The 15,658-nt window shown below is 74.6% G+C and carries 15 protein-coding genes; 11 read left to right on the top strand and 4 right to left on the bottom strand.

Features of this window, described 5'->3' with window-relative positions; genetic code table 11:
* The first annotated feature begins 75 nt into the window (after positions 1-75).
* Positions 76-2,742: a hypothetical protein gene (locus LG324_RS16915; protein ID WP_404349817.1), complete on the top strand. Its 2,667-nt coding sequence runs from the start codon at positions 76-78 to the stop codon at positions 2,740-2,742.
* On the opposite strand, the gene LG324_RS16910 is transcribed toward LG324_RS16915, so the two are convergent.
* Positions 2,711-3,751, bottom strand: a complete 1,041-nt coding sequence (locus tag LG324_RS16910; protein WP_404349814.1) for a GNAT family N-acetyltransferase — start codon at positions 3,749-3,751, stop codon at positions 2,711-2,713. The two genes, LG324_RS16915 and LG324_RS16910, sit on opposite strands and share 32 nt — an antisense overlap.
* A 21-nt stretch (positions 3,752-3,772) precedes the next feature.
* Between LG324_RS16910 and fdxA the strand changes: the two genes are divergently transcribed.
* The 3 genes from fdxA (at position 3,773) to LG324_RS16895 (ending at position 6,640) form a co-directional block, all read left to right on the top strand.
* A complete protein-coding gene (gene fdxA / locus LG324_RS16905; RefSeq protein WP_030529541.1) occupies positions 3,773-4,099 on the top strand; it encodes a ferredoxin in 327 nt (108 codons plus the stop codon).
* 4 nt (positions 4,100-4,103) lie between these two features.
* Entirely contained in the window at positions 4,104-5,264 is a 1,161-nt protein-coding gene (gene dapC, locus LG324_RS16900; protein ID WP_404349810.1) for a succinyldiaminopimelate transaminase, read from the top strand.
* Between the two features lie 89 nt (positions 5,265-5,353).
* On the top strand, positions 5,354-6,640 hold the full coding sequence (locus LG324_RS16895; RefSeq protein WP_404349807.1) for a citrate synthase: 1,287 nt from the start codon (positions 5,354-5,356) through the stop codon (positions 6,638-6,640).
* Positions 6,641-6,716: 76 nt separating this feature from the next.
* Here LG324_RS16895 and LG324_RS16890 read toward each other — a convergent pair whose 3' ends face one another.
* From LG324_RS16890 to dapD, 3 genes are read right to left on the bottom strand one after another with little or no spacing between them, the layout of a single operon-like run.
* On the bottom strand, positions 6,717-7,226 hold the full coding sequence (locus LG324_RS16890) for a hypothetical protein (RefSeq protein ID WP_404349804.1): 510 nt from the start codon (positions 7,224-7,226) through the stop codon (positions 6,717-6,719).
* A 49-nt stretch (positions 7,227-7,275) separates the two neighbouring features.
* A complete protein-coding gene (locus LG324_RS16885) occupies positions 7,276-8,163 on the bottom strand; it encodes a hypothetical protein (RefSeq protein ID WP_404349802.1) in 888 nt (295 codons plus the stop codon).
* A 49-nt stretch (positions 8,164-8,212) separates the two neighbouring features.
* Positions 8,213-9,136 carry a 2,3,4,5-tetrahydropyridine-2,6-dicarboxylate N-succinyltransferase gene (gene dapD, locus LG324_RS16880; RefSeq protein WP_404349799.1) on the bottom strand — a complete coding sequence of 308 codons (924 nt, stop codon included), beginning with the start codon at positions 9,134-9,136 and terminating at the stop codon, positions 8,213-8,215.
* Between the two features lie 69 nt (positions 9,137-9,205).
* On the opposite strand from dapD, the gene dapE reads away from it, so the two are divergent.
* From dapE to LG324_RS16845, 7 genes are all read left to right on the top strand, one after another.
* A complete protein-coding gene (gene dapE, locus LG324_RS16875) occupies positions 9,206-10,312 on the top strand; it encodes a succinyl-diaminopimelate desuccinylase (RefSeq protein ID WP_404349797.1) in 1,107 nt (368 codons plus the stop codon).
* Positions 10,313-10,384: 72 nt separating this feature from the next.
* On the top strand, positions 10,385-11,113 hold the full coding sequence (locus LG324_RS16870) for a TIGR00730 family Rossman fold protein (protein WP_404353158.1): 729 nt from the start codon (positions 10,385-10,387) through the stop codon (positions 11,111-11,113).
* A gap of 48 nt (positions 11,114-11,161) precedes the next feature.
* A complete protein-coding gene (locus tag LG324_RS16865; RefSeq protein WP_404349795.1) occupies positions 11,162-11,491 on the top strand; it encodes a DivIVA domain-containing protein in 330 nt (109 codons plus the stop codon).
* Positions 11,491-11,928 (top strand): SRPBCC family protein, encoded by a 438-nt coding sequence (locus LG324_RS16860; protein WP_404349792.1) that lies wholly within the window; start codon positions 11,491-11,493, stop codon positions 11,926-11,928. Before LG324_RS16865 ends, LG324_RS16860 begins: the two co-directional genes overlap by 1 nt.
* A complete protein-coding gene (locus LG324_RS16855) occupies positions 11,925-13,982 on the top strand; it encodes a DivIVA domain-containing protein (protein ID WP_404349789.1) in 2,058 nt (685 codons plus the stop codon). The genes LG324_RS16860 and LG324_RS16855 overlap by 4 nt, the downstream gene beginning before the upstream one ends.
* On the top strand, positions 13,969-15,291 hold the full coding sequence (locus LG324_RS16850; protein WP_404349786.1) for a hypothetical protein: 1,323 nt from the start codon (positions 13,969-13,971) through the stop codon (positions 15,289-15,291). The genes LG324_RS16855 and LG324_RS16850 overlap by 14 nt, the downstream gene beginning before the upstream one ends.
* Before the next feature lie 125 nt (positions 15,292-15,416).
* Positions 15,417-15,587, top strand: a complete 171-nt coding sequence (locus tag LG324_RS16845) for a DUF3117 domain-containing protein (protein ID WP_084696920.1) — start codon at positions 15,417-15,419, stop codon at positions 15,585-15,587.
* Positions 15,588-15,658: the final 71 nt, after the last annotated feature.

The raw sequence follows: 15,658 nt of genomic DNA, 5'->3' as shown, positions 1-15,658 counted from the left end.
CTCCTCGTCGTGGGTGAGAGCGGCTCTGCGCCAGTCCTGTAGCGTTTCCGGCCGGGGACGACGAAGGGGCTGGACGTGGGTCGGGGACAGGTGCGTGGATGGGCCGCGCTCGCGGTGGTGGCGGCGCTCCTGCTGCCCCCGGCGACGGCGGTCGCCGCGCCGGCGGCGGCGGGCAGCGGGGTCGCCGCGGCGGCCGTCGCGCGACCGGAGGCGGGCAGCTACCGGGCCGTCTTCCCCGCCCGCCTGGCCGACACCCGCACCACCGGCCAGAGGCTGCGGCCCGGTGGGCGGCTCGTCGTCCCGGTCGTCGGTCGCGGGGGGCTCCCCGCCGCCGGGGTGGGTGCGGTGCAGCTGCACGTCACCGCCGTCGGGGCCTCCGGCTCGAGCCACCTCACCGTCCACGCCTCCGGCACGACACCTCCTGCCGCGTCGTCCCTCAACTTCCCCCGCGCCCGCGCGGTCGCGAACACCGTCCTCGCGCGACCGGGGGCCGACGGCGCGGTCGTCGTCACCAGCGGCGGCGCGGCCGTCGACGTCGTCGTGGACCTCGTCGGGTGGTACGCCGCGAGCCCCCGGCCCACGACACCGGGCGTGCACGCCGTCGCGCCCGTGCGGGTCCTGGACACCCGCCGGACCGGGCGTCGGGTCTCGACGGTCCCGACGACGGTGCGGGTCACCACCGGCGCGGTGCCCGTCGGCGCCACCGCCGTCGTCGCCAACCTCACGTCGGTCTCGTCGAGCGCGAGCGGGCTGCCCCTGCTCTCGTGGGCCAACGGCAGCCCCCGCCCCTCCACGTCGAACGGCAACACGGTCCGCGACCAGGTCGTCGCCACCCAGGCGCTCGTCGGCGTCGGCCCGGACGGTCGTCTGGCCCTCGCCGCGGGGGCCGGCTCCACGCACCTCGTCGTCGACGTCGTCGGCTACCTCGTCGGTCCCTCCGCGGCGGGCGGGCGGCTCCAGGCGCTGCGGCCGACGCGTCTCGTCGACACCCGCACGAGCGGCGCCCCGGTCGGCTCGGGCCGCCGGCTCGACCAGAAGGTCGCCGGGCGCGGGGGCGTCCCGGCCGGCGCCTCGGCGGCCCTGCTCACCGTCACCGCGGTGCCCGGCCGGGGCGCCGCGGGCACGCTCGTCCTCGTCGGGACCGGGGAGCGCACCCCCGCGACGTCCGACGTCAACGCGCGAGACGACGTCCCGGTCGCCCGGCAGGTGCTCGTGCCCCTCGGTGTCGACGGCGGGGTCTCCGTCGTCCGGTCCGGGGGCAGGGGGCACGTCGTCGTCGACCTCGTCGGCTACGTCGGCGCCGTCCCGGAGCCGACGGTCGTCGTCGCACCGGGCGCGGCCGTCCTCGCCCAGGGGCTGCGCGACGGCCCGCTCCGCGACGACGCCGAGTCGGTGCTGCGGACCTCGGTCCGGCACGGCCTGAGGACCTGGTGGCCGAAGACCGCTCCGTCGCTGCTCGCCCGCCCGATGGACGCCGCGGCGCAGGCCGACCGGACCGACGCCGTCCGGCGCCTGTCCATGGAGGCGCTCGGGGTGTCGACGGCGCTCGCCACCGACGTCTACGACGCGCAGGACGCGGGGATGTCGCGGGCGCAGGCGCTCGCCGTGGTCGACCGGGTCGTCGGCACCGTCGCCTGCCGGCACCGGGCCACGCGCGTCGGCGGGTGGGGGCACTCCTGGCAGAGCACGATGTGGTCCTCGCTCGCGGCCCGGGCGGCGTGGCTGTCGTGGACCGGCCTGTCCGCACGGACCCGGGAGTGCGTGCGCGACATGGTGGTCTCGGAGGCCGACTTCGCGACGACGGCCGAGCCGTACGTCATGGTGTCGAGGTCCGGCGTGGTCCTGCGCCCGGGCAACTCCGGCTCCGAGGAGAGCTCGTGGTTCGCCCTCGCCCCGGCCGTCGCCCTGGCGATGCTCCCCACCGCGGAGCGCCGCGACGTCTGGCGGGCGGCCCAGGTGCGCCTGCTCGCGAACTCGTTCAGCCGCCGTGCCGACCTCTCGAGCACGGCCACGGTCGACGGGATCCCGCTGAGGTCGCTCCTCCTGGGCTGGAACGTCGAGGACGACGGGTCGGTCGTCAACCACGACCGCGTCGCCCCCGACTACGCGACCAACGCCTACCAGAACGTCGACGCCGTGCTCCTGGCCCGGCTGGCGGGGACCGACGCGCCCCAGGCGGCGTTCGTCGGGCTGCCCGCGGTGTACGCCGGGCTGGTCGACACCGAGTACGACGTGGCCGACGGGTACGCCGCGCCCGGAGGCAGCGTGTACCGCCCGCGGCCTCCCGCCGACGCCGGTGACGTCGACGACGCCGCGACCCGCTCCGGGTACGGCGTCTACTACCCCCAGGGCTGCGACTGGGGGGAGGGGCAGGTGCTGCCCTTCGCGCTGCTCGACACCCAGGCGGCGGCGTTCGGCTTCGCCGACGGGCCGCGCGGCGCCGGGGCCCGGGCGGCCGCGGTCCACCACCTGTCCCTCGCGGTGCAGATGCAGGCCCGCTCGACAGACGGCCGGATGTACGTCGACCCCCGCGAGTACACCTACGTCGGCCGCGAGGAGCACACCGCGCAGCTCGCCGCGCAGCTCGTCCTCACCCTGGCCCTCTCGCCGCTCTCCGCCGACGACGACGACGACGACGTGCGCGTGGCGCCGGACGCGACGTCCACCGCCCCGCTGGACGCGCCACCGCCGGCGGGTGACGAGTCCCTGCTCATCGACCCGCGGGCGTCCTCGGACGGGTGAGCGTCGTGTACTCGTGGTGCACGACGAACCCCGCCCTCCGGTAGAGCTCCTGCGCGGCCGCGTTGTCGGTGTCGGTCTGCAGGTGCAGCGACCGCACACCCCGGTCGGCCGCCGCGCCGGCGAGCCGGCGCAGCAGCGCGGAGGCGACGCCCCGCCGGCGGGCCCGCGGCTCCACGAACATCGCGGCGATGCCGCCCCACGTCGACGCCACACCCAGGCGCCCGACGCCGAGGACGTCCTCGTCGTCCTCGACCGACGCGAACACCTGCTCCGGCGACCCGGTGAGCACGGCGCGTGCCGGTCCCTCGGGCGCCTCGCGGTAGCCGCGGTAGGCGTCGAACCAGCGGTCCTCGAGCGTGGTCGAGGTCGTGACCCGCAGCCCTCCGTGGGCCGGCTCCGGCACGGCGGCCAGCACCTCGTCGACGGCGGCGGTGAGGGCGCTCGTGGCGACCCGGGGGACGTAGCCGCGCGCGACGAGCAGGGCTCCGAGCGGGTCGGCGTCCGGTCGGACGCCGACCGGCCCGGCGAGCGTGAGCATCGACGGCAGCCCTCGCTGGCCGTACCAGGCCTCGACGAGCTCGACGGCCCGCTCGAGCGTCGTGCCCGGGTCGCCCACCGTGAGAGCGGAGTTGGCGCGGTGCGTGAAGCCCGACGTCGCACGCAGCAGCCAGTCGCCGAGGTGCTCGCTCTCGGCCGCCGGCCACGCGCCGACCATGACGCGCTCCAGGTCGTCGACCGAGAGGGCGAGGTGGGGTGCGCCGCGCCGGGACGGGCGCGGCGGCAGCTCCTTGACGACCGTCACCGACGGCCGGGGGACGGCGACCTCGCCGCGGCGGGTGCGGACGAGCAGGTGGTCGGCATCGACCGCGAGGAGGTCGCCGACGACGTCGGTCAGCGTCGCCCCCGAGAACGGGTCGGGCGCCGGGAGCCGGTGCCGGACGACGACGCGTGTCCCGACGGGCGGGACGTCGGGGGAGTGCGGCGGCGGGCCGCCCTCCGGGATGCTCATGGCGTGAATAGTATGGGCGGCATGACGTACGTGATCGCGCAGCCCTGTGTGGACCTGAAGGACAAGGCCTGCATCGAGGAGTGCCCCGTCGACTGCATCTACGAGGGCGAGCGCAGCCTCTACATCCACCCCGACGAGTGCGTCGACTGCGGTGCGTGCGAGCCGGTCTGCCCGGTCGAGGCGATCTACTACGAGGACGACGTCCCCGAGCAGTGGGCCGACTACTACAAGGCGAACGTCGAGTTCTTCGACGACCTCGGCAGCCCCGGCGGCGCGGCCAAGCTCGGCGTCATCGCCAAGGACCACCCGATCATCGCCGACCTGCCCCCGCAGGAGCACGACGAGTGACGGGGTGCTGACCCTCCCCGACTTCCCCTGGGACTCGCTCGCTCCGGCCAAGGAGCGGGCGAGCGCCTTTTCCGACCCCGACCTCGGGCCGGACGCGGGGCACGGGCTCGTCGACCTGTCGGTCGGCACCCCCGTCGACCCGACCCCCGGGCTCGTGCAGCGCGCGCTCGCCGAGGCGGCGGACGCCCCGGGCTACCCGCAGACCTACGGCACACTGGACCTGCGCGAGGCCGTGGCCGCCTGGTTCGCGGCGCGGCGCGGTGTGCCGGGGCTCGACCCCGCCGGTGTCCTGCCGACGGTGGGCTCCAAGGAGCTCGTCGCGTGGCTGCCGACCCTCCTCGGGCTGGGGGAGGGCGACGTCGTCGGCTTCCCGCGCGTCGCCTACCCGACCTACGACGTCGGCGCCCGGCTGGCCCGCGCGGTGCCGATGGCGGTCGACGCGCTGACAGCCCTCGGTCCGCTCACCCCCGCCACCACGCCGCGGCTGCTGTGGCTCAACACCCCCGGCAACCCGACGGGCAAGGTCCTCGGCGTCGAGCACCTGCGCAAGGTGGTCGACTGGGCCCGCGAGCACGGCGTGCTCGTCGCCTCCGACGAGTGCTACGCCGAGCTGGACTGGCGTCCGCGAGAGGCGGGTTCGACCGAACCGCCCACCACGCCCTCGATCCTCGACCCGCGCGTCTGCGGCGGCTCGCACGAGGGGCTGCTCGCCGTCTACTCGCTCTCGAAGCAGTCCAACCTCGCCGGCTACCGGGCCGCCTTCGTCGCGGGCGACCCCGCCGTCGTGCGGCAGCTCCTCGAGGTGCGCAAGCACGCCGGGATGATCGTCCCCTGGCCCGTGCAGCGGGCCCTCGTGGCGGCCCTGTCCGACGCCGGCCACGTCGAGGAGCAGAAGGCGCGCTACGCCGCCCGGCGCGCGGTCCTGCAGCCGGCCGTCGAGGCCTTCGGGCTGCGCGTCGACGACTCCGAGGCCGGCCTCTACCTCTGGGCTACCGCGGGCGAGGGCTCGCGGACCACCCTCGACCGCCTCGCCGACCGGGGCGTGCTCGTGGCCCCCGGGGACTTCTACGGGCCCGCCGGTCGCGAGCACGTGCGCATCGCGCTCACCGCGACCGACGAGCGCATCGAGGCCGCCGCCCGTCGTCTGGCCCGACCCGAGCGTTGAATCTCACGTCGCCCCCGTTTTTTCCACCGGTGACCGGCGGGTAGGGTCGAAAGGACGCCCAACGCCCCATCGACCCCAAGGATCGCGACATGACCGACGGAGCAACCCTCCACGCCGCGGGCACGCAGCTCGACCTCCCCCTCGTCCCCGCGACGGAGGGCAACAGCGGCTACGACATCTCGAAGCTGCTCAAGGAGACGGGGAACGTCACCCTCGACGCCGGGTTCACGAACACCGCCAGCTGCTCCAGCGCCATCACCTACATCGACGGCGACGCCGGCATCCTCCGCTACCGCGGCTACCCGATCGAGGAGCTCGCGAAGAGCTCGACGTTCCTCGAGACCTCGTACCTGCTCATCTACGGCAACCTGCCGACCCCGACCGAGCTGACCGACTTCGAGGACCGCATCCGCGAGCACACGATGCTCCACGAGGACCTCAAGGGGTTCTTCCGCGGCTTCCCGCGCGACGCGCACCCGATGCCCGTCCTGTCCTCCGCCGTCTCGGCGCTGTCGACCTTCTACCAGGACAGCCTCGACCCGTTCGACGAGGACCAGGTCGAGATCTCGACGATCCGCCTCCTCGCCAAGCTGCCGACCATCGCGGCCTACGCGTACAAGAAGTCGATCGGGCAGCCGTTCCTGTACCCGGACAACGACCTCAGCCTCGTCGAGAACTTCCTCCGGATGACCTTCGGCGTCCCCGCGACCCAGTACGACCTCGACCCCGAGATCGTCAAGGCCGTCGAGCTCCTCCTCGTCCTGCACGCCGACCACGAGCAGAACTGCTCGACCTCGACCGTGCGCCTCGTCGGCTCCTCCCACGCGAACCTCTTCGCGTCGGTCTCGGCCGGCATCAACGCCCTCTTCGGCCCGCTGCACGGCGGCGCGAACCAGGCGGTCCTCGAGATGCTCGAGCGCATCGACGGCGCCGAGTACACCGCCGAGGAGTTCATGAAGAAGGTGAAGAACAAGGAGGACGGCGTCCGCCTCATGGGCTTCGGGCACCGGGTCTACAAGAACTACGACCCGCGCGCGGCCATCATCAAGGACACCGCCCACAGCATCCTCGCGAAGACCGGCGGCAACGACCGGCTCCTCGACATCGCGATGCGCCTCGAGGAGATCGCGCTGGCCGACGACTACTTCGTCGAGCGCAAGCTCTACCCGAACGTCGACTTCTACACCGGCCTCATCTACAAGTCGATGGGCTTCCCGACGCGGATGTTCACCGTCCTGTTCGCCCTCGGCCGCCTCCCGGGCTGGATCGCCCAGTGGCGCGAGATGATCGCCGACCCGGCGCTGAAGATCGGCCGCCCGCGGCAGGTCTACATCGGCGAGACCGAGCGGTCCTACGTGCCGCTCGACCAGCGCTGACCGACCGCACACGCCGACGGCCCGGCACCCCACGGGGTGCCGGGCCGTCGCGCGTCCGCCGGCGCCCACACGCGACTCAGCCGCGCAGGCGGCGCAGGTTGGCGGCGAGCCGATCTCGGTGACGACCGGCCTCGGCGTTGTAGGTCGTGCGGAAAGAGTCGCGCTCCTCCTGCGTGAGAGGGGTGGTTTCCCGCAGGCGCGCCCTCAGGTCGCGGCTCACGCCGACGAGGGGGTCGGACTCGACGCCATCAGCGCCGAGGAGGCCGGCGCGAGCACAGAGCAAGGCGAGGTCGTTCGCCGCGTCGCGCGCGGCGAGCTGGTCCTCGCCCCGCTGCGGGGCCGGTTGGTCCATGAGCGCAACCGTGCGCATGAAGAGCCGGTGCTGCTGGACCGTGATCTCCTCGGCGAGCGCGTGCAGCCGCTCCCTGTCGCGCTCGGCGAGGTCACGTCGCCAGGCGCGTTCCTCGGCCGCCTCAACGCGACGCTGCTGGCTCCGGGCGGCGAGCACCCCGACGAGCCCGGTCGTCACACCGCCGAGCACGCCGGCCGTGGCGGTCACCACGGCGATGAGTACCGTCTGGTCCATCGGCCAAGGATGGCCCCACCTGGCTCAGGACGCGAGCGGGGCTTTCGGCTCACGCGGCGAGGCGGATGACGACCTCGCGGTCGCCGACGCCGCCCCCGTCGACCCACGTGAACGCCGAGTCGTCCATCGAGCGGTCCCACTGCAGGCCGTGGGTGCTCACCTGGGTGGCGCCGGTGTCGGTGGCGCGGGCGACGGCCCACGAGGCGACCGCCCAGGCCTCCTGCGAGGAGCCGGTGCTCACCCGCACCGTCCCGTCGCGCCGGGTGGCGGTCAGGCCGAAGTCCTTCTTCACGAGGGCGACGAGCGCGTCGGGGTCGCCGGCCGACTCGGGGGCCTTGAGCGCGCACCCGATGCCGCGCGCCGTCTGGCCGGAGAGCACCGACGCCGTCGTGCGCGCCTTGTCCTCGTGCTGGGCGTAGGCCGACCCGGCGGCCGAGCGCTGCACCTCCTGGGCCGCGACGGCGATCTCCATCGAGGTGTAGCCCTTGACCTTCTCGAGCGCGTCGTAGAACTTGTTCGTCGAGTACTCGGGGTCGAGGATCTGCTCGGCCGAGCCCCAGCCCTGCGAGGGCCGCTGCTGGAACAGGCCGAGGGAGTCCCGGTCGCCGTAGCGCACGTTGCGCACCTTCGACTCCTGCATCGCCGTCGCGAGGGCGATGGAGGCGGCCCGCGGCGGCAGCCCCCGCTTGAGCGCGATCGCGGTGATGGCGGCCGCGTTGCTCGCCTGGTCCGGAGCCCACTCGTGGGTGGTACCGGCGGCGGTGACGCGGCACTGCTCGCCGGACACCGCGTGGAGGAGGCGCTGCACGCCGCCCCAGCCGACGACACCGAGCCCGACGACGAGGGCGAGCACGAGCACGGCCGCGACCCGGCGGCCGCGGCGGGCGGGCCGGCGCTGCTCGGCGAGGGTCACGGAGCCCTTGCGGGTGCGCGGCATCGGGGACGGTCCTCCGGGGTACGGGTCTGGCGGTGGAGCGGGTGGTCGGTCAGTCGTTGGCGTGCAGGGCCGAGTTGAGGACGATGCCGTGCCCGTCGCGCGGGCGGGCCTCGACGGTGCCCGTCACCGAGTTGCGCAGGAAGAGCAGGTTGGACTGCCCGGACAGCTCACGGGCCTTGGTGACCGTGCCGTCCGGCAGCGTCACCTTGGTGCCGGCGGTCAGGTAGAGCCCGGCCTCCACGACGCAGTCGTCACCGAGGGCGATCCCGAGCCCGGCCTCGGCTCCGAGCAGGCAACGCCTGCCGATGCTCACGCGTTCCGTGCCGCCGCCGGAGAGGGTCCCCATCGTCGAGGCGCCGCCGCCGATGTCCGAGCCGTCGCCGACGACGACGCCCTGGCTGATCCGGCCCTCGACCATCGAGGACCCGAGCGTGCCGGCGTTGAAGTTGACGAAGCCCTCGTGCATGACGGTGGTGCCGCTCGCGAGGTGGGCGCCGAGGCGGACCCGGTCGGCGTCGCCGATCCGGACGCCGGTGGGCAGGACGTAGTCGACCATCCGCGGGAACTTGTCGACGGCGAGGACCTGGACCGGGCCGCGGGCCTGCATCCGGGCGCGCACGGTCTCGAAGCCCTCGACGGCGCAGGGCCCCTGGGTGGTCCACACGACGTTGGGGAGCACCCCGAAGAGCCCGTCCAGGTTGAGAGAGTTGGGCTCGACGAGGCGGTGGGAGAGCAGGTGCAGGCGCAGGTAGGCGTCCTCCGTCGACGCCGGCGCGGTGTCGAGGTCGACGCGGACGGTCACCGTCTCGCGGGCCACGCCGCGCACGTCGTCGGCGACCGCGAGGGCCCGCAGCTCCTCGGGGGCCTCGGCGCCGTCGGGCTCGCCGAGGGCGGGGGCGGGGAACCAGGCGTCGAGGACGGTGCCCTCGGCCGTGCGGGTCAGGAGGCCGTGGCCCCAGGCGGTGCGCGTCATGGTCTCCAGCCTACGGGGGCGGCCCGGGCGGCCCGGACGACCCCGCCGAGCGCTCACTAGGGTGTCGGCATGACCGGTCCCACGCCCGTCCTCGACCTCTCCCTCGACGTCACGAGCCTCACCGCGCAGGTGTGCGACGTCCCGTCGGTCAGCCTCGACGAGGCGGCCCTCGCGGACGCCGTCGAGGCCGCCGTCCGCGCCGTCGGCCGCCTCGAGGTCACGCGCCTCGGCAACACGGTCGTCGCCCGCACCGACCTCGGTCGAGCCGAGCGCGTCGTCCTCGCCGGCCACCTCGACACCGTCCCCCTGACGAGCGACCCGGCCAACCTGCCGACCCGCCGCGTCCCCGGCGCAGACGGCGAGGTCCTGTGGGGCCGCGGCACGGTCGACATGAAGGGAGGGGTGGCGGTGATGCTCCGCGTCCTCCACGAGGTCGCCGAGCCGAACCGCGACATCACGTACGTCTTCTACGAGGGAGAGGAGATCGACAGCGAGTTCAACGGGCTGCTCCACGTCGAGCAGCAGGCGCCGCACCTCGTCGAGGACGCCGACTTCGCCGTGCTCCTCGAGCCGACCGACGGCCGCGTCGAGGGCGGCTGCAAGGGCACGCTGCGGGCCGAGGTGTCGACCAAGGGGATCGCGGCGCACTCGGCGCGCCCGTGGAAGGGCCACAACGCCATCCACGACGCCGCCGAGGTGCTGGCCCGGCTCGTCGCCTACCGGCCGCGGACGGTCGAGGTCGACGGGCTCGAGTTCGCCGAGGCGCTCAACGCCGTCAAGGTCGAGGGCGGCATCGCCGGCAACGTCATCCCCGACCGCTGCGTCGTCACCGTCAACTACCGCTACGCGCCCTCGCTGTCGCCGCAGGAGGCCGAGGCGCACGTCCGGGAGGTCTTCGACGGCTTCGAGGTGAGCGTCGGCGACAACGCCGGTGGCGCGCGTCCCGGCCTGCACCTGCCCGCGGCGAAGGCGTTCGTCGAGGCGCTCGACCTGCCGGTCCTCGCCAAGCAGGGCTGGACCGACGTCGCCCGCTTCTCGGCGATGGGCGTGCCGGCCGTCAACTTCGGCCCGGGCGACCCCAACCTCGCCCACATGGACGACGAGCAGTGCCCGGTGGCGCAGTACGACGCCTGCGAGGCCGCACTCCTGCGCTGGCTGCGCGGGTCGGACGGGTGAGCCACCTAGGCTGACGCCGTGGAGACCCCCGAGCAGCCGCAGGAGCGCGACTACCACCAGGGCCCGGTCGTCATGCGCCGGTCCAAGGTGCCGCGCTCGACCACCGACCAGCGCCTCCTCGACAGCCGCGGCTCCGCGGAGTGGGTCCACTCCGACCCGTGGCGCGTCATGCGGGTGACGTCGGAGTTCGTCACCGGCTTCGGGGCGCTCGCCGAGCTCGGCCCGGCGGTCAGCGTCTTCGGCTCGGCCCGCACCCGCCCCGACAGCCCCGAGTACGCCCTCGGCGAGCGGGTCGGCCGGGCTCTTGTCGAGGCCGGCTACGCCGTCATCACCGGGGGCGGTCCCGGCGCGATGGAGGCGGCGAACAAGGGGGCGCTCGAGGCCGACGGCACGTCGGTCGGGCTGGGCATCGAGCTGCCCTTCGAGGCGGGCCTCAACCCCTACGTCGACCTCGGCGTCAACTTCCGCTACTTCTTCGCCCGCAAGACGATGTTCGTCAAGTACGCGTGCGGCTTCGTCGTCCTGCCCGGCGGCTTCGGCACCCTCGACGAGCTCTTCGAGGCGGTGACCCTCGTGCAGACGCAGAAGGTCACGAGCTTCCCGATCGTCCTGCTCGGCACCGACTACTGGGGCGGCCTGCTCGACTGGCTGCGCGGGACCGCCGTGGCGGCCGGCACGATCAGCGAGAAGGACCTCGCGCTGCTCATCGTCACCGACGACCCCGACGAGGCCGTGCGCGTCGTCGTCGAGGCCGACCGGGCGGTCGCCGAGCAGCGGGCCGCGACGGCCCGGTCCGAGTGACACCGCGGACCCGGCCCGGCCGCAGGTCCGGATCGTAGGATCCCCCTCGTGGTCCCGGTCCTGCTCGCCCTCGTCGCGCTGGCGCTCGTCGCCGTCGTGGCCCTCGTGGCGACCGGCCGCCTGCGCGTCGACCCCCTCGCCGACGCCGTGACGACCACGCCCGACCACGGCCTGCCGCCCGAGCCGGCGGCCGCCGACGTGCCCTCCGTCCGCTTCGACACCGCCGCCCGCGGCTACCGGATGGACGAGGTCGACGCCCACCTGCTCGACCTCGCCGACACCTTGGCGGCGCGCGAGCGCGACGTCGCCGAGCTGCGGGGCGACGCCGCGGCGCCGGCCCCCGCCGACCCGACCGACCCCACCTCCCGGGAGACCTGATGGCCTTCACGATCCGCCGCGCGAGCGACCTGCCCCGCGAGGCCGCCTGGGACGCCGTGACCGACCTGCGCGCCCACACCGCCCACGTCCCGCTCACCGACGTCGAGGTGCCCGACGGCGGCCTCGTCCTCGGGGCCGAGGTCAACGCGGTGACCCGCCTCGGGCCGGTCGCCGGCTCGGACCGGATGCTCGTCACCGCGCTCGAGCCCGGGCGCCGGCTGCGGCTGGTCAAGACCGGCTGGTTCCTGCGCGGCTGGGCCGACATCACCGTCGACGACGACCCCGCCGGCAGCCGCGTCACGTGGACCGAGGAGATCTGGCTGCCCGGCCTGCGCCGCCAGACGCGCCCGGTCGGCGACCGCCTCGGACCGCTGCTGTTCGGGAAGGTCGTCGAGGGCCTCGTGGCCGGCGCCGAGCGCCGTCGGGGCGGCTCGTGACCTGGTCGGTCCTCGCGGCGGTCCTCGGTGTCGGCGCGGTCCTCGGCGCGGCGTGGTGGCTGGGCCGCCAGCGGACGGACGACGAGGTGCTCGTCGACGACCCGCGGGCCGGCACCTACCGCACGACCTTCCGGGGCTACCGCACCGACCAGGTCGACGAGGTCGTCGACCGGCTCGAGGCCCGCATCGCCGAGCGCGAGGCCGAGCTGCGGGTGCTGCGCGGCGAGGCGCCGCCGGCGCCCGCCGCCCCGACGGGGGCGGGGGAGGACGAGCCGCCCCCTCGAGGACGTCCGGCACCCGGGCGTGACCCGGTTGCCGGACGCCCCGCGCCGCTGCGCCGCACCGACCTCCTCGCCCCGCTGGCCTACCTCCTCGTCGCGGCCTACGTGACGATGCACCTGCTCGGCGCGGTCCGCACCGGCTACCTGTCGCAGGGCGTGCAGGACCAGCAGGCCTTCGAGTGGTACTTCGGGGCGACCGCGCACAACCTCGCCACGCTCTCCAACCCGCTGCTCAGCGACCTCCAGAACTTCCCGACGGGCGTCAACCTCATGGCCAACGCCGCGGTCCTCGGGCTCGGGGTGCCGCTGACCCCGCTCACCCTCCTCGCCGGGCCGGAGGTCACCTTCGTCCTCGTCGAGCTCCTCGGCCTGGCCCTGACGGCGAGCGGCTGGTACTGGCTCGTGCGCCGGCGGCTCGCCGTGCACCCGCTCGCCGCCTTCCTCGCGGGGGCGCTCGCGGGGTTCGGCCCGGGGATGGTCAGCCACGCCAACGGGCACCCCAACTTCGTCGTCCAGGTCCTCGTGCCGGTGATCGTCGACCGGGTGCTGCGGCTCGCCGAGGGGCGCCGTCCGGTGCGCGACGGGGTCGTCCTCGGGCTCCTCGTCGCGTGGCAGGTGCTCATCGGCGAGGAGGTGCTGCTGCTCACGGCGGTCGGGCTGCTCGTCGGCGGCGTCGTGTGGGCCGCCCACGGGCGCGTCCGCTGGCGCCCGCTCCTCACCGGCGGCGGAGTGGCCGGCCTCGTCGCCCTCGTGCTCGTGGGCTTCCCCCTCTGGTGGCAGTTCCTCGGCCCGCAGAGCTACGCCTCCATCTGGCACCCGCCCGGCGGCAACGACCTCGCCCAGCTGTGGGGGAGGGCCACGCGCACCGTGGGGGCGGACCCGTGGGCGTCCGCGGCCCTCTCGATGAACCGCACCGAGGAGAACTCGTTCTTCGGCGTCGCCCTCTGGGTGGCCGTCGGGCTCACCGTGGTCGCGCTGTGGCGCAGCGTCGTCGTCCGGGCGCTGGCGGCGGTCGTCGTCGTCACCTGCTGGCTCTCGCTCGGCGAGGAGCTCACCCTCCACGGCACGGCGCTCGGCATCCCCGGGCCGTGGGCGCTCCTCGAGCTCGTGCCCGTCGTCCAGAACGTCCTGCCGACCCGGTTCACCCTCGTCGCGCTCCCGGTGCTCGGGGTGCTCCTCGCCCTCGGCGTCGAGCACCTGCGGCGGGCCGTCGACCGGTTCGCCGACCAGCCCGGGCCCGGGCTCGCGCTCGGTCTCGCCGCAGGAGTCGTCGCCCTGCTGCCTGTCGTCCCGACCCCCCTCGTCGTCGACCCGCGCCCCGTCGTCCCCGCGTTCTTCACGCAGGGCACGTGGCGTGAGCACGTCGACGACGGTGGCTCGGTCCTCGCCGTGCCCCCACCGAACGTCGCCGACGCGCGCGCCCTGGAGTGGCAGGCCGCCGCCCGCTGGGGCTTCCCCGTCGTCGCCGGCTACTTCGTCGGCCCGAACGGGGGCCCCGACCGGGGCGGCCAGTACGGCGCCACCCCGACCGGGCTCACCGTGTGGCTGGCTCAGGTCGCGCAGACCGACGTCGTCGTCCCCGCGAGCGCGCAGGAGCGGTCCGGCTTCGTCGAGAACCTGCGCGACGGGCGCGTCGACGCCGTCGTCCTGCCCGACGACCGCCCGGCGGCCGGCTCCCTGCGAGACTCTCTCGTGACGCTCCTCGGTGACCCGCAGCACCTCGACGGGGTGTATCTCTGGGACGTGAGGAGGCTGACCGATGGCGCAGGCTGAGCTGGCCCCCGCCACCGAGGCCGTGACCGGCACCGGTCGCGGCCCGCTGCTGCGCCGCCTCGCGACCTCCGCCGGGCGGCACGAGCTCGCCGGGCGCGCCCTCCAGCGGCCGGTCCTCACCATCCTCGCCGTGTACGCCGTCTCGCGGGTCGTCGCCCTCGCGGCGCTCTGGGTCGCCGCGACCTGGTTCCAGAACCCCGCGGGCGTCGGCCACCAGGACCCCACCGTCGGTGACCTCGTCGGGCTCTGGGACGGCGTCTGGTACCACCGCATCGTCGAGGACGGCTACCCCGTCCCGCTGCCGCGCGACGCCGACAACGGGCGGATCACCTACAGCGCGTGGGCCTTCTACCCGCTCTACCCCTACCTCGTGAAGGGGCTGATGTTCACCGGGATGTCCTTCGAGGTCGCGGGGGTCGTCCTCAACCTCGTCCTCGGCGCCGTCGGGGCCGTGCTCATCCACGCACTCTTCCGCAGCACCTACCACGCGGCGCGCCAGCCGCAGCGCGAGCGCCTCGCCCTCGTCGCCGCGTGCCTCTGGTGCTTCTACCCGACGACGTCGATCATGCTCAAGCCGTACACCGAGGCGCTCGCCGTGGCCCTCGTCGCCGCCGCGCTGCTCGTCCTCGTGCGGCGCCACTACCTCCTCGTGGCGGCGGTCGCCCTGCCCCTCGGCTTCACGCGCGGCGTCGCCCCGGCCCTCGGGCTCGCGGTGCTCATCCACCTCGGGGTCCGCTGGCGCGAGGAGCGGGCCGCCGGGCTGCGCCCGCTCGCCGGGCAGTGGCCGCGCATCGTCGTCATGCTCGCCTCGGTCGGCGTCAGCGCGATCGCGTGGCCGGCCGTCGCCGGGTTCGCCACCGGCGTCCCGACCGCGTTCTTCGACGTGCAGGCCGCGTGGGGCCAGAAGCCCGCCGACGGCCCGTTCGTCCTGTGGTTCCAGTGGGCCTGGGACGGCAAGGGCCTGGCCGGCGTGCTCGTCCTCGTCGCCCTCGCCGCCACCTACGTCGCGCTCGTCCTCGGCCGGCACGGGCGCTGGATGAGCGTCGAGATGCGCGTGTGGGCCCTCGCCTACCCGTTCTTCCTCTTCGCCGTCGTCCGGCCGATCACCTCCATGTGGCGCTTCCTCCTCCTCGACATGCCGCTGGCCGCGCTCGTGGCCTCGGTCGCGATGCGCACGGCCGACGGCGGGCAGGTCGTGCCGCACTGGAAACGGCGGGTGGCCGTCGTCGTCGTGGTCCTCGCCGGCGGCATCCTCTGGTGGACCTGCAGCCTCCTCACGTACACCCCGTGGGGCTCCTTCCCCCCGTGACGTGCGGGTTCGGATTTCGCCACGCCGCAAGCCTGCTGCGATAATGGTCTCCGAGTCTCGGCGGTCCGGCGTCGAGCAGGACGCGGCGCGACCCACGCTGCCGCGACGAAGAAGGGAATCACGCCATGGCGGCAATGAAGCCGAGGACGGGCGACGGCCCGCTCGAGGTCACCAAGGAAGGTCGCGGCATCGTGCTGCGCATGCCCCTCGAGGGCGGTGGGCGGCTCGTCGTCGAGATGACCCCCGACGAGGTGCGCGCGCTGGGCGAGGCCATCGACAACTGCGACGGTCTCTGACCGGCAGGCCGCCGACGGGAGCCCCCACCGATCATCCGGTGGGGGCTCCGTCGTGTCCGGGGGAGGTGTCG

This window comes from Phycicoccus jejuensis (genome assembly GCF_044797865.1).
GTDB lineage: Bacteria > Actinomycetota > Actinomycetes > Actinomycetales > Dermatophilaceae > Phycicoccus > Phycicoccus jejuensis.
The sequence above is the reverse complement of the archived record's forward strand: the minus strand, read 5'-3'. Positions and strand labels throughout refer to the sequence as shown.